The sequence below is a fragment of the Clavibacter sp. AC415 genome, assembly GCF_979252985.1.
On the sequence record NZ_CEEDAR010000018.1, the window covers coordinates 301,566 to 328,396 of the forward strand.

Sequence of the window (26,831 nt, forward strand, 5' to 3'; positions counted from 1 at the left end):
CCCGAGGAGCACCATGAGCGCCGCACCGCACCCCGCCGACCGGCACGACCTCATCCGCGTGCGGGGTGCCCGCGAGAACAACCTCAAGGACGTCTCGCTCGACATCCCGAAGCGCCGCCTCACGGTGTTCACGGGCGTCTCGGGATCCGGCAAGTCGTCGCTCGTGTTCGGCACGATCGCGGCGGAGTCCAAGCGCATGATCGACGAGACGTACCCGGCCTTCGTGCAGGGCTTCATGCCCTCCCTCGCGCGGCCGGAGGTGGACCGCCTCGAGGGCCTGACGACGGCGATCATCGTCGACCAGGAGCGCCTGGGCGCGAACCCCCGCTCGACCGTCGGCACCGCGACCGACGTGAACGCCATGCTGCGCATCCTCTTCTCGCGTCTGGGCGACCCGCGCATCGGCTCGGCCAACGCGTTCTCCTTCAACGTGCCCAGCGTGCGCGTCCAGGGGTCGCTGACGGTCGAGGGGCGCCGCGACGCACCCGGTCGAGCAGGACCACACGATGCTCGGCGGCATGTGCCCGCGCTGCGAGGGACTCGGCCGCGTCAACGACATCGACCTGACGCAGATCCTCGACGACTCGAGGTCGCTGCTCGAGGGCGCGATCACCGTGCCGGGCTACACGGCCGACGGCTGGATGGTGAAGATCTTCGCCGCCTCCGGGTTCGTGCCCGGCGACGTGCCCATCCGCGACCTCACCGACCAGCAGCGGCGCGACTTCCTCTACAAGGAGCCGACCAAGGTCAAGGTCGACACGATGAACATGACCTACGAGGGTCTCGTGCCGCGGATCCAGAAGTCGATCCTGTCGAAGGACCGGGAGTCCATGCAGCCGCACATCCGCGCGTTCGTCGACCGCGCGGTGACGTTCCAGACGTGCCCCGACTGCGACGGCACGCGGCTCGCGGCGCCGGCGCGGTCCTCGAAGGTCGCGGGGATGTCGATCGCGGACGCCTGCAGCGTGCAGATCTCCGACCTCGCCGCCTGGGTGCGGGGGATCGACGAGCCGACGGTCGCGCCCCTCGTGCAGTCGCTCGCGCAGACGCTCGACTCGTTCGTGTCCATCGGCCTCGGGTACCTGTCGCTCGACCGGTCCTCGGGCTCGCTCAGCGGGGGCGAGGCCCAGCGCACCAAGCTCATCCGGCATCTCGGCTCGGCGCTCACCGACGTCACGTACGTCTTCGACGAGCCGACGATCGGCCTGCACCCGCACGACATCCAGCGCATGAACGACCTGCTGCTGCAGCTGCGCGACAAGGGCAACACGGTGCTGGTGGTCGAGCACAAGCCGGAGACGATCGCGATCGCCGACCACGTCGTCGACCTGGGGCCTGGCGCGGGCTCGCAGGGCGGGGAGATCCGGTTCGAGGGCACGGTCGAGGAGCTGCGCGCCAGCGGCACCCTCACGGGTCGGCACCTCGACGACCGGGCGGCGCTGAAGGACGCGGTGCGCGAGCGGACGGGCGTGCTCGAGGTGCGCGGTGCGTCGACCCACAACCTCAAGGCCGTGGACGTCGACGTGCCGCTCGGCGTGCTGACCGTGGTGACGGGCGTCGCCGGCTCCGGCAAGTCGTCGCTCATCCACGGCTCGGTGGCCGGGCGCGACGGCGTCGTGTCCATCGACCAGACGGCGATCCGCGGCTCCCGGCGATCCAACCCCGCCACGTACACGGGGCTGCTAGAGCCCGTCCGCAAGGCGTTCGCGAAGGCCAACGGGGTGAAGCCCGCGCTGTTCAGCGCGAACTCCGCCGGGGCGTGCCCCACGTGCAACGGCGCGGGCGTGATCTTCACCGACCTCGGACCCATGTCGACCGTGTCGACGACCTGCGAGGACTGCGGCGGCAAGCGCTTCATGGCCTCGGTGCTCGAGTACACGCTGGGAGGCAAGGACATCAGCGAGGTGCTCGCGCTGCCCATCGCCGAGGCGCGCGCGTACTTCGCGGACGGCGAGGCGAGGACGCCGGCGGCGGTGGCGATCCTGTCGCGCCTCGAGGACGTGGGGCTCGGGTACGTCACACTCGGCCAGCCGCTCACGACGCTGTCCGGCGGCGAGCGGCAGCGGCTGAAGCTCGCCGTGCAGATGGCCGAGAAGCAGGGCGGCGTGTACGTGCTCGACGAGCCGACCACCGGTCTGCACCTCGCCGACGTCGCGCAGCTGCTGGGCCTCCTGGACCGCCTCGTCGAGTCGGGGAAGACGGTGATCGTCATCGAGCACCACCAGGCGGTGATGGCGCACGCCGACTGGATCATCGACGTCGGGCCGGGTGCCGGTCACGACGGCGGCCGGATCGTGTTCGAGGGCACGCCGGCCGAGCTCGTCGCGTCGCGCTCGACGATCACGGGGGAGCACCTCGCGGCGTACGTCGGCGGGTGATCGGGCGCCCCGGAGGCGGGGTTCAGCCCTCCCCGAGGTCGACCGGCTCTCCCGTGTGGTAGTCGACGAGCGCCCCGGGGGACCCGAGCACGGGCCGGTCGAAGCGGCCCGTGAGGTACATCGGCGTCACGAGGTAGGACTCGCGGGCGCGCTCCGGTCGCGCCCAGCGCACGCCGTTGGCGATCACGCGCTGCACGTCCGGGTGGTGGTAGACGGGGTAGACCTCGTCGCCGGGGCTGAAGTAGAAGACGCGCCCGGTCGCCGCGCCGGTAGGTGATGCCGCTGCGGAACACCTCGCCACCGGAGAAGCTGCTGATGAAGATGAGCTCGTCGGGCTGGGGATGTCGAAGAACTCGCCGTACATCTCCTGGCCGGGGATCTGGATGGGCTGCGACACGCCCTCGGTGATGGGGTGCCGCGGCGCCACCGTCCACACCAGCTCGCTGTCGCCGTCGTTCCGCCAGCGCAGGCTGCACGTGGTGCCCATGAGCCGGCGGAAGATCCTGGAGTGGTGCCCGGAGTGCAGCACGATGATGCCCATCCCCTCGAGCACGTGCCGCTGGATCCGGTCGACGACCTCGTCCGACACCTCCTCGTGGGCGGTGTGGCCCCACCAGAGGAGCACGTCGGTGCGGGCGAGCAGCTCCTCCGTCATGCCGTGCTCGGGGTCGTCGAGGACGCGCGTGGTGACGTCGGCGTCGGCCCCGAGGAGGGCGCGGATGCCGTCCGCGATGGTCGTGTGCATGCCGTCGGGGTAGATCTCCGCGACGACCGGCTTCACCTTCTCGTGCCGGAACTCGCCCCAGACGACGACGCGGATGGGGGCGGGGGCGCTCGTGGCGGTGTCGGTCATCGGGCGCCTCCTGACGCGGTCGGGGTCGTGGCGAGGGCAGATCCCAGGCCGGGGTGCGGATGCCGTCGGCCGCGCTCGTCCACGAGCGCAGCAGGTCGGCGACGTCGGCGCTGCGCTCATCGGCGATCGCCTGGGCGAGCGCGTCCTCGAGCAGGTCGGCGATGACGACGCGCTCGCCTCCCCGCTCGCTGCTGCGGATCGCGCCCTCCACCATGGCGAGGCTCATCACGTTGAGACGCACCTCGCTCTGCGGGGTGGTGCCGGTGCGGAGGGATCCGACGAACTCCTCGAGCGAGGCCGCGATCCCCTCGGGCGCGTCGAGCACGTCGAACCGCGAGCCCGGCACGTCGAGCCCGACGACGTCGTCGCCGTCCCAGTGCGCGGCGCCGTGCTCGCCGTAGGCCCGCCAGTCGGCGTTCCACGACGTCGGCATGCCCGGGGTGCAACGGCTCCCGACGTACGCGAAGCGGGCGCCGGACGCGAGCTCGAAGTCGGCGGTGGCGGCCGCGTCGCCCGCGTACCAGCTCCACGGCGGGTTCCACGAGCTGCAGCGCACGGCGACGGGCTCCTCGCCCGTCGCGTACCGCAGCTGGTCGAAGTGGTGGATGGACATGTCGATGAGGAGCGGATGCGCCATCTGCTCGCGGAAGCCGGGCTCGTGGTCCTCGTGCAGGAACTGCGCGTGCACGACCGCGAGCGGCCCCAGCCTGCGCGACCGCCTCGCGGAACGCCACGAGGTGGTTGAAGTACCGGCGCGACTGGCTCACCATCAGGAGCCCGCCGGTGATGTCGGCGAGGGCGACCTGGCGGAGGGCCTCCGCGACGGTCGGCGCGAGCGGCTTCTCGCAGAGCACGGGGAGGCCCGCGCGGAGCGCCTGCTCGTTCACGACCCGGTGCGCCTGCGGCACGGTCACGTTCACCACGGCCCGGGCGCCGGAGCGCTCGGCGACCTCCGCCACGGACGCGCCGACGGCGACTCCCTCGAGCCCGGCCTCGCGCACGGCGGCCTCCGCGAGCGGCACGTCGAGGTCGACGACCCCGGCGGGCGCCGCGTGCGGGCTGTCGGCGAGCATGCGGATCCACGCGCCGCCCATGGCGCCGGCGCCCACCACCACGACGGGCAGGCGCCCGTCGTGGTCGGCGGGCGAGGGAGCCGGGTGCTGTCGGAGGTCGGTCATGGTGGTCATCCCTTCACCGTCGACGCGCGGCGGACGCCGCACGGGGAGGGCGGCGCCGGTCAGCCGTCGGCCGGCCCGGTCGTGCCCGATGGAGACGTCGGAGCGGCTATCGCGATCGCGGACCGTGCGGGAGGGCCTGCGTCACGCCGTTCTCGCGCGGCGTCGCAGGGGCCTGGTCCCCGCGGGCGGCGAGGGCCGCGATCCACCGTGGACGTCCCATGGCGATGCCCCTCTCCGCGCCCCGGCCGGCGGCTGCCCTGCCACGTGGATCCGGGGGATCGCTGCGTCGATGTTAGGACATGCCGACATATGGCGTCAACGACACGGGTTCAGGCCGGCGGCTACTCCCCGGGTGCCCCTGCCGGGCGCTCCCGCCCCGGGCTCCGGGACGAGATGCAGGCCCGCGGCCGTGTCGGCCGTGCGCATGAGCGCCTCGGCCCACACGCGGTCGATGACGGATGCGTCCTCGGCGAAGTGGAACTCCACCGGGACGCCCGGGTGGATCCAGACGGTCCGGCGCCCGCCGCCCTCGGAGCCCGGGTTCCGCCAGGAGAACGCGAAGCCCTCCCGTCGGCGCAGCTTGGCGACGATGACGAGCTGCAGGTGGGCGAGTGCGCGGTCGTCGACGTTGACGCGGGTCGAGGCGCCGTAGACCAGGCGGCCCATCGCCGGTCCCGCCTAGGCGCCGGTCGCGCGGATCGCCCGGTCGACCGCACCGGACGGGAGGGAGGTCGCTTCGGCGCCGCGCTGATTGTTCATGCACAAGACGTTACGGGGATCTCGACATGGTGTCCGCGGGGTTGACACGGGGCTGTGGCGTCTGTGAGCGGCTGACACGCTCCGGCGCCGGACGGCCACCCGGGAACCGAGGGCGGCCGCCCGTGCGTGAGCCTCAGTCGCGCGGGGCCGCCGCCGTCTCGGCCTGGATCGTCGTCGGCGTGGGCGGCTCCGCATGGGCGCCGTGCCCGCCGTCGGCCGGCAGGCCGTCCGGGAGCGCATCCGCCGTCGCCGGGTCCGCGGCGCCCGGGTGCGTGCGCTCCAGCGCCGCGCCCTCGATGTCCACGTCCGGCAGGATCCGGTCGAGCCAGCGCGGCAGCCACCAGGCCGAGCGGCCGAGCAGGTGCATGAGCGCGGGCATCAGCAGCATGCGCACCACGAACGCGTCGAGCAGCACGCCGAACGCGAGCCCGAAGCCGATGGATCGGATGATGGTCGACTCGGAGAAGATGAACCCGCCGAACACCGACACCATGATGAGCGCCGCCGCGGTCACGACCGCGCGGCCGGCCCGGAAGCCCTGCACCACCGCGAGCCGGGCGGACGCGCCGTGCACGTACGCCTCCCGCATGCCCGAGGCCAGGAAGAGCTGGTAGTCCATCGCGAGGCCGAACAGGATCCCGACGAGGATCACCGGCAGGAAGCTCAGGATCGGCCCCGGGCTCTCCAGCCCGATGAGGCTCGCGCCCCAGCCGAACTGGAACACCGCGACGATGAGGCCGTAGGTCGCGAAGAGCGACAGCACGAACCCGCCCGTCGCGATCAGCGGCAGGAGGATCGAGCGGAACACCACGATCAGGATCAGCAGCGACAGGCCGACGACCACCAGCAGGTAGAGCGGCAGCACCGCGGCCAGCGCCTCGGAGATGTCGATGTTGGTGGCGGCCTGGCCGGCGACGCCCAGCGAGATGCCCCCGTCGAGCTCGGGCAGCGCGCGGATGTCCTGCACCAGCTGCTCGGTGGACGCGCTGTTCGGGCCCTCCTCGGGCAGCACCTGGAACGCGAGCACCGTGTTGTCGTCCGTGTTCGCGACCGGGGCGACGGCGACCACGTCGTCGAGGTCGTGCAGGGTCTGCGCGACGTCGACCTGCGTGGCGAGGAGGTCGTCGTCGGCGAGGCCGGCGGGCACGTCGGCGACCACGAGCAGCGGGCCGTTCGCGCCCTCGCCGAACTCCTCGGCGACGGTGGAGAACGCGCGCTCGCTGGTGGATCCGGAGGGCTCGCTCGAGCCGTCCGGCAGGCCGAGCCGCAGCGAGAGGCTGGGGATCGCGATGACGAGCAGGGCGACGACCGTGCCGACGACGGTGAGCACCGCGCGGAGGTTCGACATGGGCGCCAGGGCCTTGGCCGCCTGGTGCGGGTGGCGCTCGTGGCCGACGGCGGCGCGGTCGCGCTTGCGCAGCACCCGGGTGCCGGCGAGGCCGAGGACCGCGGGCGTGAGCGTGATGGCGACGAGCACCGCGACGGCGACGCAGACGGCCCCGACCGTGCCCATAGAGCCCGAGGAACGGGACGCCCGTGACGTTGAGGGCGAGGAGCGCGACGATCACGGTGGATCCCGCGAAGACGACCGCGGTGCCCGAGGTGCCGGTCGCGAGGCCGATCGACTCGCGCACGCCGGTGCCCTGGAGCATCTGCTTGCGGTGCCGGTTCACGATGAAGAGGGAGTAGTCGATGCCGACCGCGAGGCCGAGCATGACGCCGAGCACCGGGGTCACCGACGCCATGTCGACGACGCCGGAGAACGCGAGCGACGCCGTGACGCCGACGCCCACGCCGACCACCGCGGTGACGATGGGGAGGGATGCGGCGATGACCGTGCCCAGCATGACGATGAGGACGATCGCCGCGAAGAGGAGGCCGACGACCTCGCCGATGCCGAAGATCTCGGGGACGCCCTGCGCCAGGTCGGTCGCGAAGTCGACGCTGGTGCCGGCCACGGGCGCGTCCTGGAAGTGCGCGATGGCCTCCTCCTTGGTCTCCTCGGAGAGCTCGAGGCGCGGATCCGTGAAGGAGATGTTGACGATCGCGGTGGAACCGTCCTCCGAGACCACGCCGATGCCGTCCGTGAGGCCGAGCAGCGTGCGGCCGAGCTCGGCCTGCTCGGCGCCGGAGTCGAGCTGCGCCCTCGACGCGTCGACCGTGGCCTGCTGCTCCTGGAGCGCGGCGGTCTGCTGGTCGAGCTGGGCCTGCTGCGCGTCGAGCGGGGCGAGCTGCGCCGCCGGCGCTCCCGCCGCCTCGGCCTGCTGGCGGGCGGCGGTGAGCTGCTGCTGGCCAGCCTCGAGCTGCGCCCTGCCGGCGTCGAGCTGCTGCTGCGCGGCGTCGAGCTGGGCGCGCCCCGCGGTGATCTGGTCGTCGCCGGACGCGAGCTGCGCGGCCTGGTCGGCGCGCTGCTGCGTGACGGCGAAGGGATCCACCACCGAGGCGACGCCCGGCAGGTCGCCCGCGCTCGTCGCGAGGGCGGAGATGTCCTGCTGCTGCTCGGGCGTGAACGCCTGGCCGTCCTCGGTGCGGTAGACGACCGTGCCGGTGCCGCCCGCGGTGTCGGGCAGCGTCTCGGCGAGCTCGTCGGTGACCGCGCCGGACGCGGTGCCCGGGATGTCGAAGCTGTTGCCGAGGGTGCCCGCGAAGGCGAGGAACGAGCCGACGCCGATGCCGAGGATCACCACCCAGGAGACGATGACGAGCCACGCGCGACGCGCAGCCAGCGAGCCGAGCCGGAACAGCAGTGATGCCATGGGATCTCCTTCAGACGCCTCGACGATACGCTACGTCTCGTCTAGTTTTCTGGAGCTACCCTGTGCAGGTGAACGAGCACCGAACCGGACGGGTCCGCAGCGAGGCGGCCCGCGAGGCGATCCTGGGCGCCACCGTGCGCCTCATCCACGCGCGCGGCTACGACCACCTCACGATGGAGGGCGTCGCCCGCGAGGCCGGCGTCGGCAAGCAGACCATCTACCGGTGGTGGCCGTCCCGCGGCGCGCTCATCGCGGAGTGCCTGACCGAGGGGCGGCTGATCCCGGTCGACTTCGACGTGCCCGACACGGGCGACCTGCACGCCGACATCGAGCGCTGGCTCACCGGCGTGCTCGCCGTGCTCGACGCGCCCACGGGCGGGCCGCTCCTCCGCTCGCTGATCGCGGCCGCCGCGGAGGACGCGGCCGTCGGCGACCGCCTGAGCGCCAGCCTCGGCGTGGACCGCGGCCTGTCGGAGCGCCTGGCCGCGGGCATCCGCGCGGGCCAGCTGCCGGCTGACGCCCCCGTCCGCGAGCTGGGCCTCGCGATCCTCGGCCTCATCGTGCTCCGCGGCCTCGGCCGCGAGGGCGACCACGCGGACAGCGTGAGCCGGCTGGTGCGGTTCGTGCTGGGGGCGCGGGGCGCCTAGCGACCTGGGCCGGCCGGCGGGCGTCGACTACCATCGACGGATGACGACGGACCGGCTGCGAGGGCTCGCCGAGTCGCTGAGCGGCGAGGGGCCCGCCGCCGCCCTGCGCATCGTCGCGGAGCTCCGGGGCGAGCTCGCGCGTACGGAGGCGGGCCTCGTGCGTAGTGCCCGGCAGGCCGGCCTGTCCTGGGAGGCCATCGCGGAGTGCCTCGGCGTGAGCAAGCAGGCGGTCCACCGCAGGTACGGCAAGCAGTAGCGGCGCGCCCGGGCGCTGCTAGCCGGGGCGTCAACACTCGTCGACTCGAGGAGCGAGTGCCGATACGGTCGGGCGAGGGAGGTCGTCAACAGGTGTTGACGACCCGCACGCTCGCCGGCACGCTCGGCGCCGACGGAGGGGATCACGCCATGCGCAGCGACTGGACCGGGACGCGGAGCTGCGCGAGGCGGCGGGTCGGGCGCACCGCACGTCCTGGCCGGCAGCGGTGGCGGTCGCCTCCCCGCGGCGGGTGCTCGTCGCCACGGCGCGCGCGGACCGGCGGAGCGCCTTCGAGATCGGCTCGATCTCCAAGGTCGTCACGGGCATGCTCTACGCCGACGCGGTGCGCCGCGGCGTCGTCGCGCCGACCACGGTGCTGGGGGAGCTGCTCCCGCTCACCGCCCACGGGGAGGTCGCCTCCGTGACCCTGGCGAGCCTGGCCGTCCACGCCTCCGGCCTCCCGCGCCTGGCGCCGGGGATGCACGTGCTCCGCCGCAGCGTCGCCTCCTCCCTGCGGGGGGCGAACCCGTACGGCGACTCGCTCGCGGAGCTCCTCGAGCAGACGCGGGGCGTGCGGCTGGGCCCGCGACGCCCGCGGTACTCGAACCTCGGGTTCCAGCTGCTCGGTCACGGGCTGGCGAGCGCCGAGGGACGCGACTACGGGCGGCTCGTGCGCGACCGGTTCGGCGACGGGTTCTCCACGCCCGCGCGCGCGGAGGAGATCGATGCGGCCGACCTGCGGGGATCCTCGCGGACCGGCCGCCCGGTGGAGGCGTGGGTCGGGGAGGCCGTGGCGCCCGCCGGCGGCATCCGGGCCGGCGTCGACACGATGGGCGCCTTCCTCCGCTCCCTCCTCGACGGATCGGCTCCCGGCCTCGCCGCGCTCGATCCGGTCGCGGGCCTGTCGCCCCGGGTGCGGATCGGTGCCGCCTGGATCACGCTGGAGCACCGCGGCCGCACGATCACGTGGCACAACGGCATGACCGGCGGGTTCGCGAGCTGGATCGGTGTCGACCGCGAGGCCGGAGTCGGGGCGGTCGTGCTCTCGGCGCGGCAGCAGGCGGTCGACCGGGCCGGCTTCCGTCTGCTCGGCGACGCGGTGGCGGGCGGCATCGACCTGTCCTAGGCTCGGATTACAACGTTGTAATCGGAGGCGGCATGTACCGGATCGACCTTGCACGAGCTCGGAACCGCTGGCTCCTCGCCATCCTGGGCGGGTTCGCGCTGGGCGGCTTCACGCTGTCGAGCTGGGCCGCCCGGCTCCCGTCCATCCGCGCGGGGCTCGACCTGGGGGATGCGGAGCTCGGGTTCGTCCTGCTGGCGACGACCGCGGGATCCGGCGCGGGCCTCCTCGCGTCGCGCCTGCTGCTCGGCGGCGGGGGAGCCCGGCGGTCGTTGGCCGTCGCGGCCCTCGCGATGGCCGCGGGCGTCGGCGTCGTGGGGGTGGGCGTGGCGGTCGGGAGCGTCCCGGTCCTCCTGGTCGGGTTCGCGATCGCGGGGGCGGGGTCGGCGCCACCGACGTGCTCATCAACATCGACGGCGCCGTCATCGAGCGGCTGTCGCGCCGCACCCTCATGCCGCTCATGCACGCGGCCTGGCCGGCCGGCGCGGTCGTCGGCGCCGGGGTCGGCGCGGGATGCGCGGCGCTCGGGATCACCGCCGAGGCCCAGTTGATCGCGCAGGCCGTGGTCATCGCGGTCGCCGGGCTCGTGCTGGTGCGGGCGGTGCCGGCCGGCAGCCGCGGGACCCGTCGCGCGCGGCGACGACGCGGCCAGGCGCGGACGCGGCGGGCCCCGCACGTGGACGCGCGCCTGCTGGCGATCGGCGTCGTCATGCTCGCCGCGGAGTTCGGCGAGGGGGCCGCGAACGGCTGGATCAGCGTCGCCGTCCGCGACGCGATGGGCCGTCCGGAGGCGTTCGCCGCCGCCGCGATCGGCATCTACGCTGCAGCGCAGGTGGTGGTGCGGGTCGCTGCCGGCCCCCTCGTGGACCGCTTCGGCCGGGCCGCGATGATCCGCTGGACCTCCGCCCTCGGCCTCGCGGGCGTCGTCCTGTTCGTCCTCGACCTCGGCACGGTGCCCCTGGTGATCGGCGTGGTGCTCTGGTCGGTCGGCGTCTCGATGGGCTTCCCGCTCGGCATGTCCGCCGCGGCGGAGGGCGACGACCCGACCGCCCGCGTCACGCTCGTCGCGAGCGTCGGCTACGTCGCGAGCTTCATCGGCCCGCCGCTCATCGGCCTGCTGGCCCAGGGATTCGGGCTCCTGCCCGCGCTGTGGCCCGTCGCCGTGCTGTTCCTCGTGGCGGTGCTCCTGGCCCCGTCCTTCGCGCCGCGGCGCCGGGGCCCGGATCCCGTGGCTGCCGCGACGGCGTGAGGCCGCGGGCCCGTCGCGCTCACCGGTACGCGTAGAACCCCTCGCCCGACTCCACGCCGAGCTTGCCCTGGTCGAAGGTAGCTCGCCGTCGAGGTGCGCGGCCCACGCCTGGGCGCCCGGGTCGTCGCTCGCGGCGGAGATCGCGTAGGCGGTGCGGAGGCCGACGACGTCGTAGATCTGGAACGGGCCGAGGGGCGCGCCGGTGGCGATGCGCCACGTGGTGTCGACCGTGGCGGGATCCGCCACCCCCTTCAGCACGAGGGCCGCGGCGGCCTCGAGCAGCGGCACGAGGAGCGAGTTGAGCACGTAGCCCGGCTGCTCCTTCCTCAGCGGGATCGGCACCATCCCGATCTCCCTCCGCGAACGCGACGACCCGGTCGAAGACCTCGGGCGACGTGCGCTCGGTCCCCATGATCTCGGCGGTGTTCTGCACCCACACGTGGTTCGCGAAGTGCAGCGCGAGGAAGCGGTCGGGCCGGCCGGTGGAGTCGGCGATCGCGCTCGGCAGGAGGGTCGAGGAGTTCGTCGCGAAGACCGTGCGCGCCGGCGCTGCGTCCGCGATGCGGCGGTACACGTCCTGCTTGAGCTCCAGGCGCTCCGGCACCGCCTCGATGACGAGGTCGGCATCGGCGACGGACGCCGCCAGGTCGCTGGTGAGCGCGATCCCCGCGGCGGGCGGCCTCCGTGGCCGCGGCGCGGTGATCCTCGCCCGCGTCGGCGACGAACTGCGCGACGATCGCGTCCAGCCGGCCGCGCGCCGCCTTCGAGCGCGGCGTCGTCCACGTCGTTGAGCAGCGCACGGCCTTGCCGTGGTTCGCGGCCTGGAACGCGATCTGCGCCCCCAGCACCCCGGCTCCGAGCACGGTGACCTTCTCGAATGCGGGCATGGGGGCTCCTCCGTCGTCGGGCGCGGCCCGGCGGATCCGCGGGCGTCCCCTCCAGCGAAGCACCCGGCACCGCGCCCGACGCGGTCCGTGCGCCAGGGCGGACTCCCCGACCGTCATCCGTCGTGCCCGGTCCCGTCGGCGAGCCGGTCCAGCGGCAGGCGGGCCTCCTCGCGCCACGAGGGCCCGTGCCGAGCACGGGCCCTCCGGAGGATCACGCGGTCATCGGCGAGCCGATGTCCGGCGGTGGGTCATCGCCTGACGGTGATGGAGTCGAGCTCCGCGAATCCCGTGCCACCGGCGTAGTTCGGCGAGCCCTTCGCCAGGCGGATCACGTTGTACCCGGCGCGCAGCGTGACCGACGACGCAGCCGAGTCCTGGAACCGCCCCCAACCACCGGTCGGTGCGTACGACACGTTCGCGAAGGCGCTGCCGTTGACGGCCAGGCCCTGCGTCGATGTGGCGCTCCCGCCGTTCGCGTAGCGGCGTGTCAGGGAGTAGGTCCCGGCCGTGGGCACCTCGACGATGAAGTCGACGAAGCTGTTCGAGCGCCCGTCGCCCAGGCCGTCGATGCGTCCGACGTAGCCGCCGTTGGAGGCGCCGCTCGAGCTGAGGCGCTGCGCGTTGACGACCGTGGCGTTCTCGGCCTCGTAGACCTGCTGGTAGGAGGTGGTCGGTCCCGTCGAGGGCGTGACGACGACCTGGTAGGCGCCGAGGTAGTCCTGGTCGCGGATCGGCACGGTCACCGCTCCGTTCACGATCGGCACGGTCGTGGAGGACAGCCGCGTGGAGCGTCGACGTTCGTCATGCGGCCGGACCGAGGTGTGTAGTTGACCGTGACGGTCGCATTCGCCCCGAAGCCCGCGAGTCCCTTCACCTGCACGCTGTTGTCGCCGAAGGTGCCGCCGAGGGCGACGTTGACGATCTTGCGCGTGGAGTCGTAGGAGGCGAAGCCGTCGAGGTCGCCGGACGGGGTGACGGCGAGCATGTTGCCCGCCATCTCGCCGTACCACTTGTAGAGCCAGTACGACCCGGTGGGACGGTCGTTCCAGACCAGGCCGCCCACGGTGCCGGACGCGTACCAGTACGCGCGCTCGGCGTCGTTGATGCCCGTGCGCTCGAACTGGGCGATGTAGTGCGCGGCGACGCTGGGAGTGTCGACCTGCGACGGCGAGCCGTACTCGTTGATCGAGATGGGGCGCGGGCTGATGCCCAGCGAGCGCTCGATGGCCCGGTAGTCCGCGACGTGCTCGTCGACCGAGTTGTAGGTCTCGTCCTCCAGCTCGTGCCAGACGACGACGTCGGGCAGGGTGCCGTCGGCCTTCGCGCGGGCCATGAAGTCGCGCATGAGGTCCGGGTAGTAGCGGCTGTAGCTCGGGCCGACGATCGGGGTCGTCGTGTCCTGCAGCTTCACCTGGCGGTAGGTGCGGGTCCAGCCGTCGAGGAACGGCCCCGCCTTGGCGGTGTCCCAGGTGCCGTCGGGCTCGTTCCACAGCTCCCAGCCGTTGATGTTGGTGGTGCCGCGGGCATCGACGCGGGCCTTCACCATGGTGTCGATCTTCTGCGTCCAGTCCGCCCAGCTGATCCAGCGGTAGGGGAAGTTCGGGTACACGTCGGGCATCCGGGCGTAGGACTGGGCGCCGTCGCGGGTGAAGGCGGGCGCGGTCTTCAGGATGTCCCCGGTGGGGACCGTGGCGCCGTTGCCGAGCTGCTGCACACCCGGGGCCGGCTGCGTGTGCTGCTTGAGGCGGAGCGGCGTGAGCAGCCCGGGCGCCGGATCGGTGTCGGACGCGACGGCGTACAGGCCGCCTGCCCCGACGTGCGTCACCGGTCGGATGGGTGCCGCGGCGTCGACGACCAGTTGGTTGTCCGCCGCGAACGCGGGCGAGACCGGACCGGTGATCATTCCCCCGGCCAGCGCTGCCGCTGTCGCCACCCCCAGCAATGCGTATCGCTTCTTCATCGGTGCTCCCTTGCACTCGGATCCGGCCGTCCATGGCCTCATCTCCTGATGAGCCGCCATCGGCCGCATTCACAACATACGACGTGGAAATGTTTTCCGAAAGCGGTTTCTGCATATTGTCCGGAAATGGTTGAGAATGCGATGGCGATTCACGCCGAATAGCCCTCCGGGTGTCGCCGGTGGGCTATTCGAGGTCTATTCGAATTAGTTTCGGGAAATGGATGGGATCATCGATCCGGACATTCCACCGGAGCGATGATGCAGGGCCTGCAGCGCTGCGGGAACGGCTGCCGCCATCGCCTCGTGCTCCGCGGGCGGCCGCTCCCGCCAGTAGCGGCCCGCGGTCCTCCTCGGCTCAGCCCGCGGTCGGCAGCCACACCCGCATGGTCGACGGGCCGCGGTTGGCCCAGCTCGCGTAGGGCACCAGGGCGACCTCGTCGAGCGGCTCCTGCACCTGGTCCCGGGACCCGTAGGGCCACCCGTCGGCGTCCGGTCGGATCCGCTCGGCGTGGACGGCGGCTCCGGTGGCCGTGGTGCGCGGGGGTCGGGTCGTGTCGACGGCGACGTCGTTGACGCTCCCTGCGGGAGGTCCGTCGACTCGAGCACGAGCACCAGGGGGCCGCGTTCGACGGCGACCTGGCCGCGGACGGCGTCGATCCGGGGATCCGGAGCCACCCAGCGCGCCTCGATCGGGAACTCCATCGACATCTCGTCCCCGGGACGGAACCGGCCGCGGACCTTCGTCATGCGTCCTTCGTGCCGGGTGCCGCCGGTCTCGCCGGGGAGGGCGATCCGCGCGGAGCCCGCCCACGCGGGGATGCGCATCGTGAGGTCGACGGACGGCCGGTGTCCGTGCGCCAGGTGATCGTGACATCGCCGGCCAACGGGTACCCGCTCCGCACCGACAGGGCGATGGGGGTGCCGTCGTCGAGGGTGGTGTCGATGTCGTAGTCCCCGTACTGATGGAGCTGGACCCCGGCGGCCGTGCGGGTGGCGAAGGAGAGCTCGACGCTCGCGAGCGTGCGCGCCACGTTCGTGGGGCAGCAGGAGACCTCGAACCAGGGCGCGCGGAGGCTGGCCAGGGCGCGCGCGTTCAGCTCGTCCTCGTCGGGGGCGACCCCGTCGGTCCGCTGGTGGAGCGTGTTCGTGTAGTAGAAGGCCCGGCCGTCCTCGCGGGGCGACGCCATGACGTTGTTGAGCAGGGTGCGCTCGATGAGGTCCGCGTAGCGGGGGTCGCCGTCCTGCAGGAGCAGTCGCCAGGACAGCATGTTCGAGGCGATGCCGGCGCAGGTCTCCGAGTAGGCGCGGTCCGGCGGCAGCTCGAAGTCGGCGCCGTAGGCCTCGTCCTGGTGGTGGGAGCCCATGCCGCCGGTGATGTACGTCCGGCGGGCGACGGTGTTCTCCCACTGGGTGCGCACGGCGTCGACGAGCTCGTCGTCGCCCGTGTCGACGGCGACGTCGAGGGCGCCGGCGGCCAGGTAGAGCGCACGGACGGCGTGGCCCCGGAGGACGTGGGCGTCGCGCACGGGCACGTCGTCCTGGAAGTACTCCTGCCCGTACTCGATGGGCGCCAGCAGGCCGTGGCCGCGGCGTTCGACGAAGAGGCGGGCGAGCTCGATCCAGCGCGGTTCGTCGAGGGCTCGACCGAGCTCGGCCAGGGCGACCTCGACCTCGGGGTGCCCGCACACGGCGACGCGGCCGTCGGGGCCGAAGGCCTCCCACAGGTGCTCGGCGAGCCGGCCGGCCACGTCGACGAGGGCGTCTCCGGCTCCGGTACGGGCGGCGGCGACGGCGGCCTGGATGAGGTGCCCCGCGCAGTACAGCTCGTGCCCCCATTCGAGGTCGCTGTAGCGGGGGCGCTGCCAGGGGCGGCCGAAGGCGGTGTGGAGGTACCCGTCGTCGTCCTGCGCGGCGGCGACGCGGGCCACGAGCCGTGCGTAGCGCTCGGCGAGATGCTCGTCGTGGGTGCGGCCGAGCTCCCAGGCCATGGCCTCGAGGAGCTTGTAGACCTCGGAGTCGACGAACTCGATCCCGGAGTGCTCCCACTCGGCGGTGTCGGATGCGGCGCGGTCGAAGTTGCCGGTCCAGCCGATCCGCTCCATCCAGTCCTCGCAGTGCTGGAGGATGACGTCGGCGTTGAGCCTCTGCTTCTCGCCCCAGTAGCCGCCGGTGAGGCGGATCTCGGTGGCGTCGAGCGGGGTGAGCCTCGCGTGGCGGGGGGCGACGGGGCCGCCGAGGGTCGGGGTGCGGGTGTGGACGGTCGTCACAGGGATCCTCCTGGGTGGGTGGTGGTCATGGTGCGTCAGTCCTTCACGGCGCCGGCGGTGACACCGGCGGCGACGTAGCGCTGGGCCACCACGAGGAGGACGGTCGCGGGGATGGAGGCGACGACGGCGGTGGCCATGATCGAGTTCCACTCCTGGTTGTTGTTGCCGATGTAGCGGTAGATGCCGAGGGTGATGGTCTGCGCCGTGCCGCCGCTGTTGAGGGTGGAGGAGAAGACGAAGTCGGACGACGCCCAGAGGAACGCGAACAGGCCCACCGTGACGGCGGAGTTGCGGCTGACCGGCAGCACGATGGACGTGAAGGTGCGCCAGGAGCCCGCGCCGTCGAGCTTCGCGGCGCTCATGAGCTCGTCGGGGATGCCGCGCATGAACGCGGTGAAGATGAGCACGCCGAAGGGGACCGCGAGCGTGGAGTCCGCGATGACGAGGCCCCACCACTCGTTGAGGATGCCGAGGTTCAGGTAGATGGCGTAGAAGCCCATCGCCATGATGACCTGCGGGATCATCTGGGCGACGATCATCACGAAGCTCAGCGCACCTCCGCCCTTGGGTCGCAGCTTCGCGAGGGAGTACGCCGCCGGGGCCGCGAGGGCGATCGTGACGACGACGGTGCCGATGCCCACGAGCAGGCTCGTGCCGAGGTAGGGGAGCTGATCGGCGACGACCGCCTGGTAGCCGTCGAGCGTCGGCGCCGAGGGGAACCAGGAGGGCGGGCTCTGGCGCATCTGCGCGGTGGGGGTGAGGGAGACGTTCACCATCCAGTAGATGGGGAACAGCATGATCGCGGTGAGCACGACGCCGATGGCGGTGGTGCCCAGGTGCCGCTTCGGCCGCCGGGTCGCCCCGTGGCGACGGGCCGCGGGCCCGGTGCCGGCGCTGCGTGCTCCGGCCGGTCGGGGGCGGGTCAGGGTGCTCATGACGCGTCCTGCTTCCTCTGCACGCGCAGGTAGACGAAGCCGCAGACCAGGGCCATGACGATCAGCAGGTTGCCGACGGCCGCAGCCGGTCCGAAGGAGGGGAGGGTGGAGCCGAAGCCGAGCTGGTACGACCAGATGGCGAAGGTCGTGGAGGCGTCTCCTGGCCCGCCGCGGGTCATGATCCAGATGATGTCGAACACCTTCAGCGTGTAGACGAGGCCCAGCAGGATCGTGATCGCGGACACCGGGCGCAGCAGCGGGAACGTGATGCGCCAGAACACCTGCCAGGCGTTCGCGCCGTCGAGGCTCGCGGCCTCGTAGACGTCGCCGGAGATGTTCTGCAGCCCGCTGTAGAGGATCACGAGGTTGAACGGGATGCCGATCCAGATGTTCGCGATGATCACGCTGGTCAGCGCCCACTGGGGCGAGGTGAGCCAGTTGACCGGCGATCCGCCGGCGGTGCCGATGACGGAGTTGATCACGCCGCTGTCGCTGTTCATCATCCACGACCAGGTCGAGGCGCTGACGATGAGCGGCAGCAGCCACGGCACGAGGAACAGCGCCCGCAGGGTCGCCGAGAGCGGGAACCTCTGGAAGAAGAAGACCGCCAGCGCCATGCCGATCGTGAACTGGAACGCGATGGAGACCCCGGTGAACAGGAGCGTGTTGACCAGCGCCGGACCGAAGGTGGGGCTGGCGAACACGGCGGTGAAGTTGTCGAGGCCGATGAACGGGCGCTGCCGTCGACGAAGGAGCGGATCGTGTAGTCGTGCGTCGAGAGGTCGACGTTGCGGACCAGCGGCCACACGTAGAAGACGCCGAGGTAGGCGACGACGGGGGCGAGGAACGCCCACGCCACGGCCTGGCCGGCGTCCAGGCGCGTGCGTCGTCGAGGTGCGGTCTCGGGGAGCGGGACGGGGCGCCCGGGAGGTCCGACGAGCCGGCCTCCGGTCGCTCCATCGTGTGCGTGCTCATGGTTCTCCTGTTCGTGGTGGTGCGTGGCCCTGCATCGCAAGGAGGGGAGGGGGCCGCGTGAGCTGCGGCGGCCCCCCTCGGGTCGTGCTACTGCGTGAGGGCGGCGGCGGCCTTCTGGGCCTCCTGCAGCGCGGACTCCGGGTCGGCTCCGCCGCTGAGGCTGTTCTGCACGGCCTTCCACATCTGCTCGGAGATCTTCGGGTAGTCCGTGCCGAGGTCGTCGCTCGTGCGGCCCTTCGCGTCGGAGACCGCGGTCACCCACGGCTCGAGGTCGGGATCCGCGGCGACCTGCTCGGCCTGCGCGTCGGTGGTGGGGGCCACGTACGACAGCGTCGTGTCGGTGGCGACGAGGTTCTCCTCGTGCTCGCGAGGCAGGCCTGGATCTTCGCGCTGACCTCGTAGCGGGCGTCGTCGCTCTGGACCGGGACCGTCAGGAACTCGCCACCGGTCGGCGCGGGAGCCGCGCCGCCGTCCTTCGCGGGGATCGAGATGATGCCGTAGTCGATGCCGGACTCCTTGACACCGGCGAGCTGCCACGTGCCGTTCTCGCCGAACGCGAAGTCCCCGGTGAGGAACTCCTGCCAGCTCGTCGTCTGCGTGTTGCCGATGACCGAGTTCGGGGCGTAGCCCTTCTCGACCCAGTCGGTCCAGAGCGTCAGCGCGGAGACGGCGTCGTCGGAGTCGAGCTCGGTGAGGTCGGCGCCGGAGCCCCAGTACCAGGGCAGGAACTGGAAGCTGCCCTCCTCGGTGCCGATGCCGGAGAACGTGATGCCCTTCTTGCCCGAGGCGGTCACCTTCTCGAGCGCCGCGGTGAGGCTGTCCCAGTCGGTGATGGACGCGGGGTCGACGCCGGCCGCGTCGAGGACCGCCGCGTTGTAGTAGAGGGCGAGGGTGTTGGCGCCGATGGGGACGCCGTAGGTCTTCCCGTCCAGCTGGCCGGCGGCGAGGATGTTCTCCTCGATGCTGCTGGTGTCGGCGCCGGTCTGCTCGGTGTCGGTCAGAAGGCCGCCCTCGGCGAGGGTCGACACCACGGGGTTGTCGACGAGCAGCAGGTCGGGGCTGTTGCCCTGCTGGCCGGCGAGCAGGGCCTTGCTGGTGAGGTCCGACGTGTCGTAGCCGGTGCGCTCGACGGTCACGCCGGCGTCCGTGCCGCACTGCTGGACGAGCTTCACCCAGTCGGACGACTCGTCGAACTGGGGGTACGGGTCCCAGAAGGTGTAGGTGCCGGACGCGGCGTCCGGCGAGTCGCCGGATCCGCCGGCGCAACCGGTGAGCGCCGCGGTCGCGGCGAATCCGATGACGGTGACGAGTGCTGCCTTGCGGCGGAAGGACGAGTGCACGGGGTTCCTCTCAGGTGGTGCAGGTCTCGCAGAGAGGCACGCGTGGTCGCGCTTCTCGCCGTCGAGAAAGGATGGTGGGCGCTTGTCGGCTCGGACCGAAAGTGCTTTCGGGTTGAAAGCTATGTCGCCGTCCCTTGCTTGTCAACACCGTGATGAACTATTTTCGGACGGTGACGTACAGCGGCAATCGGAGTGGGGTGTCCGTGGCGACCCTGGCGGACGTGGCCAAGATGGCGGGGGTCTCCATCGCCACCGCCTCGAAGGCGCTGAACGGTCGCGCGCAGGTGGCCGAGAGCACCCGGCGACGCGTGCAGGAGGCGGCGTCCGCCCTGTCCTTCACGCCGAACTTCTTCGCGCGTGCCCTGAACTCCGCCCGCACCGGCACCATCGGCATGGTCACCAGCGACCTCGACAACCGCTTCGTGCTGCCGATACTGCTCGGCGCCGAGGACGCGTTCGGCTCCGGGTCGCTGTCGGTGCTCCTCGCGGACGCCCGCGACGACGCCCTCCGCGAGCAGCTGCAGATCGACTCCCTGCTCACCCGTCGGGTGGACGGCCTGCTCATCGTGGGACGGACCACCAACCCCCGGCCGCCGGCCGCCGTCCCCGGCGACGTGCCCGTCGTCTACGTCTACGCGCCGTCCACCGGGGAGGGCGACGTCTCCTTCACTCCCGACAACGTGCAGGCGGGAGCGGAGGCGGCTCGACACCTCCTCGCGCAGGGTCGCCGCCACCTCGCGCTCGTCAACGGGGAGTCCTCCTACGCCGCCGCGCGCCGCGACCGCGCCGAGGGCGTCGCCACCACCGTGCGGGAGGCGGGGCTCGAGCTCGTCGGCGGCGACGCCCTGTACGGGCAGTGGGGCGAGGCGTGGGGACGGGACTGCGCGCGCCTGCTCGTCCGCGGATCCGACCCGGTGGGGACGCGATCATCGCCGGCAGCGACCACATCGCGCGAGGGGTCCTCGACACGCTGCGGGACGAGGGGCTCCGCGTCCCGGAGGACGTGGCGGTGATGGGCTTCGACAACTGGGATCTGCTCGTGACCGAGTCGCGGCCTCCGCTCACCAGCATCGACATGGAGCTCGAGCAGCTCGGCCGGACCGCCGCGCAGCACCTCGTCGACGCCATCGACGGGACGGCTGCGGCGGGGGTGTTCCCCCAGCCGATCCGCGTCGAGGGAAGGGCGTCCACCTCACGCCCGACGGACCCCGCATGACGCACGGCGCGACATCGGCCCTGGGGGCGTCCGTCCTCCTGCCGGGAAGCGGCTGCCGCCGCTCGGCCGCTGCCGCCAGTCGTGCACGGTCCCGTCGGCGAGCCGGTTGAACGGCAGGTAGGCCTTCTCGTAGGGGTACTTGCCGGCTTCGTCGACGTCGAGCTCGACGCCGATGCCGGGGGCCCCTGCTCGCCTGGGTGCAGGAACCCGTCCGACCAGGTGAACGACTGCTGGAAGACGCGGTCGGTCGCCTCGCCGTGCTGCATGTACTCCTGGATGCCGAAGTTGTGGATCGCGAGCCCGAGGTGCATCGCGGCGGCCATGCCGACGGGGGAGATGTCGGTCGGTCCGTGCATGCCGGACTTGATCTGGTACTGCGCCGCGTAGTCGAGCACCTTCCTCAGGTGCGTGATCCCGCCGGTGTGCGTCACGGCGGAGCGCACGTAGTCGATGAGCTGCTCGCGGATGATCTGCTGGTAGTCCCACACCGTGTTGAAGATCTCGCCGATCGCGAGCGGCGTGGTCGTGTGCTGCCGCACGAGCCGGAGCGCCTCCGGGTTCTCGGCGGGCGTCACGTCCTCCAGCCAGAACAGGTCGTAGGGCTCGAGGCTCTTGCCGAGCTGCGCGGCCTGGATCGGCGTCATCCGGTGGCGCCCGTCGTGCAGCAGCGGCAGCTCGGGCCCGAACTCGTTCCGCACCGCCTCGAAGACGCCGGGGATGTGGCGCAGGTAGCTGCGGGTGTCCCAGTCCTCCTCGGCGGGCAGGGCGCCGCGCTGGGCGGGCTCGTGGTCGTAGCGCTTGCCCGCGTTGCCGTCGAAGGTCGCGTTGGAGGCGATGCCGTAGATGGACTTGAGGCCCGGCACGCCCGTCTGCACGCGGATCGCCTTGTAGCCCTGCTCCTGGTGCGCGCGCACGCTGTCGAACAGCTCCTCGTTCGACTTGCCGGACGCGTGGCCGTAGGCGAGGAGCCCGGTGCGGGAGGCGCCGCCGAGCAGCTGGTAGAGCGGCATGCCGGCGGCCTTGGCCTTGATGTCCCAGAGGGCGACGTCGACCGCGGCGATGGCCGCCATGGTCATACGGGCCCGCGTCGCCAGTAGGCGCTGCGGTAGAGGAACTGCCACGTGTCCTCGATCCGGGACGCGTCGCGCCCGATGAGCAGCGGCGCCACGTGCTCCTGCAGGTACGCGACCACGGCCAGCTCGCGCCCGTTCAGGGTCGCGTCGCCGAGGCCGGTGATGCCGTCCTCGGTGGTGAGCTTCAGGGTGACGAAGTTGCGGTCGGGGCTGGTGACGATGATCTCGGCGCTGAGGATGTCCATGCTCGAGTCTCCCCGGAGTGCGGGGTGCGCGTCCACGGTCGCGCCGGTCGCGCCGCCGCGCGATCGGTAGCCTGGCGACGACGGGGGCGATCGACGATGGTGAGGGATTCCGCATGAGCGACACTCCCGGGCGCGAGCCCGTGCGCACGACCGGACCCCGTCCGAGCGAGCAAGGGCCCGAGGGCGAGATCCGGCAGGACCGCTTCCTCGGCGACCGCGACCTCACCCGCTGGGTCACCCCGCTCGGGCGGCTGCTCGCGCGGCTCGTCGAGCGGATCACCCGCGCGCTCGGCCCGTACGCGGCGCTCGTGGTGACGCTCGCGGTGGGCCTCGCGCTCGCCGTGGGGCTCTCGGCGATCGCCGCGCAGGTCTACGACAACGTGACCGACGCCGACGGGGTCGCCGGCCTCGACAAGCCGCTCCTCGCCTTCATGATCGGCCTGCGCTCGCCGTGGCTGGACACGGCGGCGACCGCGTACACCGACATCGCGGGCGTCGTGATCATGCCCGCCATCGCGGTGGTGACGATGCTGTTCCTCGCGATCCGGCGCCGCTCGTGGACGCCGGTCATCCTCGTCGTCGCGGCTGGCGGCGGATCCCTCCTCCTCACCATCGCGGGCAAGCGCATCATCGGCCGCGCCCGCCCCAACCTCGCCGACGCGGTGCCGCCGTACGAGACGTCGCCGTCGTTCCCGAGCGGCCACACGCTGAACGCCGTGGCGATCGCCGGGATCCTCGCCTACCTGCTCCTCCTCCGCCAGCACCGCCGGGTGACGCGCGTGCTCTCGATCACGATCGCCGTGGTCTTCGCCGTGACCATCGGCATCTCCCGCGTGTACCTCGGCCACCACTGGTTCACCGACGTGCTCGCCGCCTTCTTCCTGAGCGGCGCGTGGCTGGCGCTGGTGATCACGGCGCACCGGCTGTACCTGACGGCGCGTCGGCCGGATCTGGTGGTGGCGGTCGCCGACCGCTGACCCGAGCGGCATGTGGGACGGTGGAGACATGGACGACAGGCACAGGTTCGAGGGCGACTCCGCGGCACGGCAGCGGCTGACCGGTGAGCCGTCCGCCCGTCAGGTGCTCGTGCTGACCGCGATGGCCGCGTTCCTGTCTGCCTCTGCGCTCGCGTTCGTCGAGCTCGACTTCGTCATGCGGATCGTCCTCATGGTGGTCGTGATGCTGGTGCTCGTGCTGATCGGCCGGGTCGTCATCCGCCGCATGAACCTCCGCCGGAACCGCTAGCCCGACGGCACGCGGTCGCTGCGTGGGACGCTTGCCGCATGGACCTCCCGGTGACGCGCGCGCTCACCATCCCCGCGGCGGAGCTGCGATGGCGGTTCTCCCGGTCGTCGGGGCCCGGCGGGCAGCACGTGAACACGTCCGACAGCCGCGTGCAGCTCACGTGGGACATCGCGGGGTCGCTCGTGCTGGGGACGCCCAGCGCGAGCGGATCCTCGAACGGCTCGGCCGGCGCCTGGTCGCGGGCACGATCACCGTGACGGTCTCCGAGGAGCGGTCCCAGCTGCGGAACCGCGTGGCCGCTCTCGACGCGCTCCGCGAGCTCGTGGCCGATGCGCTGGCCCCGCCCGCGGCGCAGCGGCGCCCGACGCGGCCGACCCGCGGATCCGAGAGGCGGCGTCAGGCCGCCAAGACGCAGCGGTCGGCCACGAAGCAGCAGCGCCGGCGCCCGATCGGCGACTGACGGCTGGGCCGGCGACCGGCGGAAAACGACCGCGGTCTCGCCGGTGCCGACCGCCGCGCGGGTCAGGCGGTCGCGCCCACCGTGGCGTCCGTGCGATCCCACCCGAGCTCCCGCCCGATCTCCTTCAGCGCGGCGAGCGAGCGCAGGTTGAAGTCCACGCCGAGCTGGTTGGGGATCGTGACGAGGAGGGTGTCGGCTGCGGAGATCGCCGCGGTCGGCCCCGAGTTCCTCGATGAGGCGCTCCGGGGTGCCGATGTAGGAGCGGCCGAAGCGCCACTTCTCGCCGCCGACCTGGCCGACCTGGTCCCGGCCCTCGAGTTGCGCGCGGATGCCGAAGAACGCCTCACTCGTCGTCCACGATGGGGATGATGCTGCGGCTCACGCTCACGCGCGGCTCCCAGGCGTGCCCTGCGGCGGCCCAGCCGTCGCGGAACAGCTGGATCTGCTCGGCCTGGAGCACGTCGAGCGGCACGCCGGTGTCCTCGGAGAGGAGCGTCGACGACATGAGGTTCATGCCCTGCTCGGCCGCCCACTGGCCGGTGGCGCGCGTGCCGGCGCCCCACCAGATCCGCTCGCGGAGGCCGGGCGACTGCGGCGTGATCGCGACGCGTCCCGTCGGCATGCCGCGCTGCGGGGCGGCGTCGGCTGAGCTCCTCGCCCTCGAGGGCGAGGAGGAACAGGCCCGTGTGGCGGCGGGCCATGTCGGCGTCGGTCTCTCCGTCGCGCGGCACGTAGCCGAACGACTCGTAGCCCGCCTCGACCTGCTCGGGCTGATCCGCGGCTGACGCCGAGTTGCACCCGGCGGTTGGAGATGAGGTCGGTCATGGCCGCCTCCTCCGCCATGTAGAGGGGGCTCTCGTAGCGCATGTCGACGACGCCGGTGCCGATCTCGATGCGGCTGGTGCGGCTCGCGATGGCCGCCAGCAGCGGGAACGGCGAGGCCTGCTGCGGCGCGAAGTGGTGCACGCGGAAGTACGCGCCGTCGATGCCGATCTCCTCGGCCGCGACCGCGAGGTCGATGGACTGCAGGAGCGAGTCCTGAGCGGTGCGCACGCGGGATCCCCGCACGTCCTGCCAGTGGTTGAACGACAGGAAGCCGATCTTGGTGCTCATGCCCGCTCCTCGGTGCTGGGGCGACGCCACCTGGATGGATGCGTCTGCATGGAAGTGGAACCCGCGCGGGGCCCGGCCCATTCCCGCCTCCCATCACCGGGATCCCGCGCTCCTCGGCCTGGACCCCGCGCCCCTCCCGGCCTACGCTCCCGACATGGAGCACCGCATCTTCCGCACGCCGTTCGCCGCGGTCTACCCGCACTACGTGGCGAAGGCCGAGCGGAAGGGCCGGACGCGCGCCGAGGTCGACGAGGCGATCACGTGGCTCACCGGCTTCGACGCCGCGGCGCTGCAGCATCACCTCGATGCGGAGACCACGTTCCAGGACTTCTTCGCCGCCGCACGCCGGAATCCGTCCGCCGACGAGGTGCGCGGCGTGATCTGCGGCGTCCGCATCGAGGAGATCGAGGACCCGCTGATGAAGGAGATCCGCATCCTCGACAAGCTGGTCGACGAGATCGCCCGCGGTCGGCCGATGGTGAAGGTGCTGCGCAGCTGACGCTTCATGCTCAGTAGTGATCACGCGCCTGCAGTACGACCACGTGGGCATCGGTCACGAGGTAGACGAGGCGGTTGGCCTCGTCGATGCGACGTGACCACGCACCGGACAGGATGTGCTTGAGCGGCTCGGGCTTGCCGGGGCCTGCGAAGGGGTCCCGCATGACGTCTCGGATCAGTGCGTTGATCCGCTTGAGCGTCTTGCGATCCTGGCCCTGCCAGTACGTGTAGTCCTCCCAGCCGTCGGCGTCGAAGGCGAGCCGGCGGGTCACTCCTCGATCAGCTCGTGCGTCTCGAACTCGCCGCGACGTGCGCGCTCGAGCGCGCCGAGCAGGCGCTGGGCGCCCTTGGCGTTGCGGAGCAGGTAGGCCGTCTCCGTGATCGCGTCGAAGTCGTCCTTGGAGATCAGCACGGCATTGCCGTGCTTCGAGACGACCTCCACGGGCGAATGGTCGTCGTTGACCTGCTGGATCAGGCCGAACAGATTCCGGCGAGCGTCGGATGCGGTGATGGCGGACATGTCGTGTCTCCTCCTAGTGGTACCAGAAAGCGTACCACTCACGCATGGATCAGGCGAGATCCTTCTCGGCGTCGTGCTTGAGTCGCTCGGCGTCCGCCAGCACACCAGTCGGCAGCACCGCGCTCGCGTGCAGCACCTCGATGCCGAGGAGGCGGCCGTCCGCGTCGAAGTCGAGGGCGACCTCGCCACGGTCGCCGGGTGTCGTGATCGAGTGGACCTGCGTCGCGGACTCGCCGTCGCCGATCGGGCCCGCGAGGTACAAGTAGGCGGCGTCCGCGGACGGGTCGTAGGTGAGGCGCATCAGGCGCCCGTCGCCATCAGTCGACGGAACGCGTCGAGCGTGTCGTGCAGCACGGCGGCGAGGTCGGTCTCGGGGCCGCTCTCGGTGAGCCAACGGCCGATGGAGACGCCGAAGACCGTGGCGGTCGCGTGGGCGACGAGCAGGGCGGTGAGCGGATCCGACCCGCGCTCCACGAAGCCCGCGCGCACTGCCTCCTGCATCGCGTGGACCTTGCGCAGCTCGCGCTCCTGCAGCCCGGCGTCGTCGCCGATGATGCGCTTGCGGGCGAGCATCGCGTCGCGTCCCTCGGCGAACTGCGAGGCGATGACCTCCTCGAAGCCGTCCGCGACGACCTGGAGCGGAGTGCGGTCGGCCGGAGCGCTGCGGATCATGCGGGTCACGAGGGCGGGGAGGTCGTCCTCCCCGGCGAACAGCACCTCGCGCTTGTCGGCGAAGTGGCGGAAGAACGTGCGCGTGGTGAGGCCGGCGCGCGCGGTGATCTCGGGCACCGTCGTCTCGGCGAAGCCCTGCTCGCCGAAGAGCTCGAGGGCGGCGGCGGCGAGCCGCTCGCGCGCATCGGGCTGCCATCTGCTCATGCGTCGATCCTGAGTGATGACA

General features: G+C 72.1%; 22 protein-coding genes and 12 pseudogenes. 12 read left to right on the top strand and 22 right to left on the bottom strand.

Features of this window, described 5'->3' with window-relative positions:
* Positions 1-13: 13 nt before the first annotated feature.
* Together ACZ411_RS12525 and ACZ411_RS12530 are read left to right on the top strand one after the other, a co-directional pair.
* Positions 14-440: pseudogene (locus ACZ411_RS12525) on the top strand (P-loop NTPase family protein); the annotation flags it as partial.
* A gap of 66 nt (positions 441-506) precedes the next feature.
* The gene (locus tag ACZ411_RS12530; protein WP_464171017.1) at positions 507-2,378 is read left to right on the top strand and encodes an ATP-binding cassette domain-containing protein; all 1,872 of its coding nucleotides are present in this window, start codon (positions 507-509) and stop codon (positions 2,376-2,378) included.
* 22 nt (positions 2,379-2,400) lie between these two features.
* Here ACZ411_RS12530 and ACZ411_RS12535 read toward each other — a convergent pair whose 3' ends face one another.
* The 5 genes and pseudogenes from ACZ411_RS12535 to ACZ411_RS12555 form a co-directional block, all read right to left on the bottom strand.
* Positions 2,401-3,231, bottom strand: a complete 831-nt coding sequence (locus tag ACZ411_RS12535; RefSeq protein ID WP_464171019.1) for a ThuA domain-containing protein — start codon at positions 3,229-3,231, stop codon at positions 2,401-2,403.
* A 439-nt stretch (positions 3,232-3,670) separates the two neighbouring features.
* Positions 3,671-3,919, bottom strand: a pseudogene (locus ACZ411_RS12540) (Gfo/Idh/MocA family protein); the annotation flags it as partial.
* Between the two features lie 136 nt (positions 3,920-4,055).
* Positions 4,056-4,418, bottom strand: a pseudogene (locus ACZ411_RS12545) (Gfo/Idh/MocA family oxidoreductase); the annotation flags it as partial.
* Positions 4,419-4,724: 306 nt separating this feature from the next.
* Complete coding sequence (locus ACZ411_RS12550) at positions 4,725-5,075, bottom strand: DUF7882 family protein (RefSeq protein ID WP_464171021.1); 351 nt, start codon at positions 5,073-5,075, stop codon at positions 4,725-4,727.
* A gap of 226 nt (positions 5,076-5,301) precedes the next feature.
* Positions 5,302-7,924, bottom strand: a pseudogene (locus ACZ411_RS12555) (MMPL family transporter).
* Between the two features lie 68 nt (positions 7,925-7,992).
* Between ACZ411_RS12555 and ACZ411_RS12560 the strand changes: the two are divergent.
* The 4 genes from ACZ411_RS12560 (at position 7,993) to ACZ411_RS12575 (ending at position 11,199) form a co-directional block, all read left to right on the top strand.
* On the top strand, positions 7,993-8,571 hold the full coding sequence (locus ACZ411_RS12560; RefSeq protein ID WP_464171023.1) for a TetR/AcrR family transcriptional regulator: 579 nt from the start codon (positions 7,993-7,995) through the stop codon (positions 8,569-8,571).
* Positions 8,572-8,611: 40 nt separating this feature from the next.
* Entirely contained in the window at positions 8,612-8,827 is a 216-nt protein-coding gene (locus ACZ411_RS12565; protein WP_317229112.1) for an AsnC family protein, read from the top strand.
* A 226-nt stretch (positions 8,828-9,053) separates the two neighbouring features.
* Complete coding sequence (locus ACZ411_RS12570; RefSeq protein WP_464171026.1) at positions 9,054-9,953, top strand: serine hydrolase domain-containing protein; 900 nt, start codon at positions 9,054-9,056, stop codon at positions 9,951-9,953.
* A gap of 394 nt (positions 9,954-10,347) precedes the next feature.
* Positions 10,348-11,199 carry an MFS transporter gene (locus tag ACZ411_RS12575; RefSeq protein WP_464171028.1) on the top strand — a complete coding sequence of 284 codons (852 nt, stop codon included), beginning with the start codon at positions 10,348-10,350 and terminating at the stop codon, positions 11,197-11,199.
* Positions 11,200-11,385: 186 nt separating this feature from the next.
* On the opposite strand, the pseudogene ACZ411_RS12580 reads toward ACZ411_RS12575, so the two are convergent.
* The 11 genes and pseudogenes from ACZ411_RS12580 to ACZ411_RS12630 all read right to left on the bottom strand — a co-directional run.
* Positions 11,386-11,544 (bottom strand): annotated as a pseudogene (locus ACZ411_RS12580) (3-hydroxyacyl-CoA dehydrogenase family protein); the annotation flags it as partial.
* Positions 11,545-11,614: 70 nt separating this feature from the next.
* Positions 11,615-11,902: pseudogene (locus ACZ411_RS12585) on the bottom strand (3-hydroxyacyl-CoA dehydrogenase NAD-binding domain-containing protein); the annotation flags it as partial.
* 432 nt (positions 11,903-12,334) lie between these two features.
* Positions 12,335-12,850 carry a CBM35 domain-containing protein gene (locus tag ACZ411_RS12590; protein ID WP_464171030.1) on the bottom strand — a complete coding sequence of 172 codons (516 nt, stop codon included), beginning with the start codon at positions 12,848-12,850 and terminating at the stop codon, positions 12,335-12,337.
* Complete coding sequence (locus ACZ411_RS12595) at positions 12,838-14,046, bottom strand: hypothetical protein (RefSeq protein ID WP_464171032.1); 1,209 nt, start codon at positions 14,044-14,046, stop codon at positions 12,838-12,840. Before ACZ411_RS12595 ends, ACZ411_RS12590 begins: the two co-directional genes overlap by 13 nt.
* Positions 14,047-14,401: 355 nt before the next feature.
* A complete protein-coding gene (locus ACZ411_RS12600; protein ID WP_464171144.1) occupies positions 14,402-14,725 on the bottom strand; it encodes a hypothetical protein in 324 nt (107 codons plus the stop codon).
* A pseudogene (locus tag ACZ411_RS12605) lies at positions 14,674-14,871 on the bottom strand (glycoside hydrolase family 127 protein); the annotation flags it as partial. The gene ACZ411_RS12600 and the pseudogene ACZ411_RS12605, both read right to left, overlap by 52 nt.
* A complete protein-coding gene (locus ACZ411_RS12610; protein ID WP_464171034.1) occupies positions 14,790-16,313 on the bottom strand; it encodes a glycoside hydrolase family 127 protein in 1,524 nt (507 codons plus the stop codon). The pseudogene ACZ411_RS12605 and the gene ACZ411_RS12610, both read right to left, overlap by 82 nt.
* Before the next feature lie 35 nt (positions 16,314-16,348).
* Positions 16,349-17,248 (bottom strand): carbohydrate ABC transporter permease, encoded by a 900-nt coding sequence (locus ACZ411_RS12615; RefSeq protein ID WP_464171036.1) that lies wholly within the window; start codon positions 17,246-17,248, stop codon positions 16,349-16,351.
* Positions 17,245-18,102 carry a carbohydrate ABC transporter permease gene (locus ACZ411_RS12620; RefSeq protein WP_464171038.1) on the bottom strand — a complete coding sequence of 286 codons (858 nt, stop codon included), beginning with the start codon at positions 18,100-18,102 and terminating at the stop codon, positions 17,245-17,247. Before ACZ411_RS12620 ends, ACZ411_RS12615 begins: the two co-directional genes overlap by 4 nt.
* 208 nt (positions 18,103-18,310) lie before the next feature.
* A complete protein-coding gene (locus tag ACZ411_RS12625) occupies positions 18,311-18,544 on the bottom strand; it encodes a hypothetical protein (RefSeq protein WP_464171040.1) in 234 nt (77 codons plus the stop codon).
* A complete protein-coding gene (locus ACZ411_RS12630) occupies positions 18,478-19,563 on the bottom strand; it encodes a sugar ABC transporter substrate-binding protein (RefSeq protein WP_464171043.1) in 1,086 nt (361 codons plus the stop codon). Before ACZ411_RS12630 ends, ACZ411_RS12625 begins: the two co-directional genes overlap by 67 nt.
* A 230-nt stretch (positions 19,564-19,793) precedes the next feature.
* On the opposite strand from ACZ411_RS12630, the pseudogene ACZ411_RS12635 reads away from it, so the two are divergent.
* Both ACZ411_RS12635 and ACZ411_RS12640 read left to right on the top strand, forming a co-directional pair.
* A pseudogene (locus ACZ411_RS12635) lies at positions 19,794-20,333 on the top strand (LacI family DNA-binding transcriptional regulator); the annotation flags it as partial.
* 20 nt (positions 20,334-20,353) lie between these two features.
* Positions 20,354-20,779, top strand: a pseudogene (locus tag ACZ411_RS12640) (substrate-binding domain-containing protein); the annotation flags it as partial.
* 75 nt (positions 20,780-20,854) lie between these two features.
* On the opposite strand, the pseudogene manD reads toward ACZ411_RS12640, so the two are convergent.
* Positions 20,855-22,097: pseudogene (manD, locus tag ACZ411_RS12645) on the bottom strand (D-mannonate dehydratase ManD); the annotation flags it as partial.
* A 113-nt stretch (positions 22,098-22,210) separates the two neighbouring features.
* Between manD and ACZ411_RS12650 the strand changes: the two are divergent.
* From ACZ411_RS12650 to arfB, 3 genes and pseudogenes are all read left to right on the top strand, one after another.
* A complete protein-coding gene (locus ACZ411_RS12650; RefSeq protein ID WP_464171045.1) occupies positions 22,211-23,074 on the top strand; it encodes a phosphatase PAP2 family protein in 864 nt (287 codons plus the stop codon).
* A 28-nt stretch (positions 23,075-23,102) separates the two neighbouring features.
* The gene (locus ACZ411_RS12655; protein WP_464171047.1) at positions 23,103-23,342 is read left to right on the top strand and encodes a hypothetical protein; all 240 of its coding nucleotides are present in this window, start codon (positions 23,103-23,105) and stop codon (positions 23,340-23,342) included.
* Between the two features lie 38 nt (positions 23,343-23,380).
* Positions 23,381-23,802 (top strand): annotated as a pseudogene (arfB, locus tag ACZ411_RS12660) (alternative ribosome rescue aminoacyl-tRNA hydrolase ArfB).
* 62 nt (positions 23,803-23,864) lie between these two features.
* Here arfB and ACZ411_RS12665 read toward each other — a convergent pair.
* Positions 23,865-24,915, bottom strand: a pseudogene (locus ACZ411_RS12665) (LLM class flavin-dependent oxidoreductase).
* 154 nt (positions 24,916-25,069) lie between these two features.
* Between ACZ411_RS12665 and ACZ411_RS12670 the strand changes: the two are divergent.
* Positions 25,070-25,414, top strand: a complete 345-nt coding sequence (locus ACZ411_RS12670) for a DUF2200 domain-containing protein (RefSeq protein WP_464171146.1) — start codon at positions 25,070-25,072, stop codon at positions 25,412-25,414.
* Between the two features lie 10 nt (positions 25,415-25,424).
* Here ACZ411_RS12670 and ACZ411_RS12675 read toward each other — a convergent pair whose 3' ends face one another.
* From ACZ411_RS12675 to ACZ411_RS12690, 4 genes are read right to left on the bottom strand one after another with little or no spacing between them, the layout of a single operon-like run.
* Positions 25,425-25,685, bottom strand: coding sequence for a Txe/YoeB family addiction module toxin (locus tag ACZ411_RS12675; protein WP_104344313.1), 261 nt, complete (start codon positions 25,683-25,685; stop codon positions 25,425-25,427).
* Positions 25,682-25,933, bottom strand: coding sequence for a type II toxin-antitoxin system Phd/YefM family antitoxin (locus ACZ411_RS12680; RefSeq protein ID WP_086527408.1), 252 nt, complete (start codon positions 25,931-25,933; stop codon positions 25,682-25,684). The genes ACZ411_RS12675 and ACZ411_RS12680 overlap by 4 nt, the downstream gene beginning before the upstream one ends.
* Before the next feature lie 49 nt (positions 25,934-25,982).
* Complete coding sequence (locus ACZ411_RS12685; protein WP_464171051.1) at positions 25,983-26,234, bottom strand: DUF2283 domain-containing protein; 252 nt, start codon at positions 26,232-26,234, stop codon at positions 25,983-25,985.
* The gene (locus tag ACZ411_RS12690) at positions 26,234-26,809 is read right to left on the bottom strand and encodes a TetR/AcrR family transcriptional regulator (RefSeq protein WP_464171053.1); all 576 of its coding nucleotides are present in this window, start codon (positions 26,807-26,809) and stop codon (positions 26,234-26,236) included. Before ACZ411_RS12690 ends, ACZ411_RS12685 begins: the two co-directional genes overlap by 1 nt.
* Between the last annotated feature and the right edge of the window lie 22 nt (positions 26,810-26,831).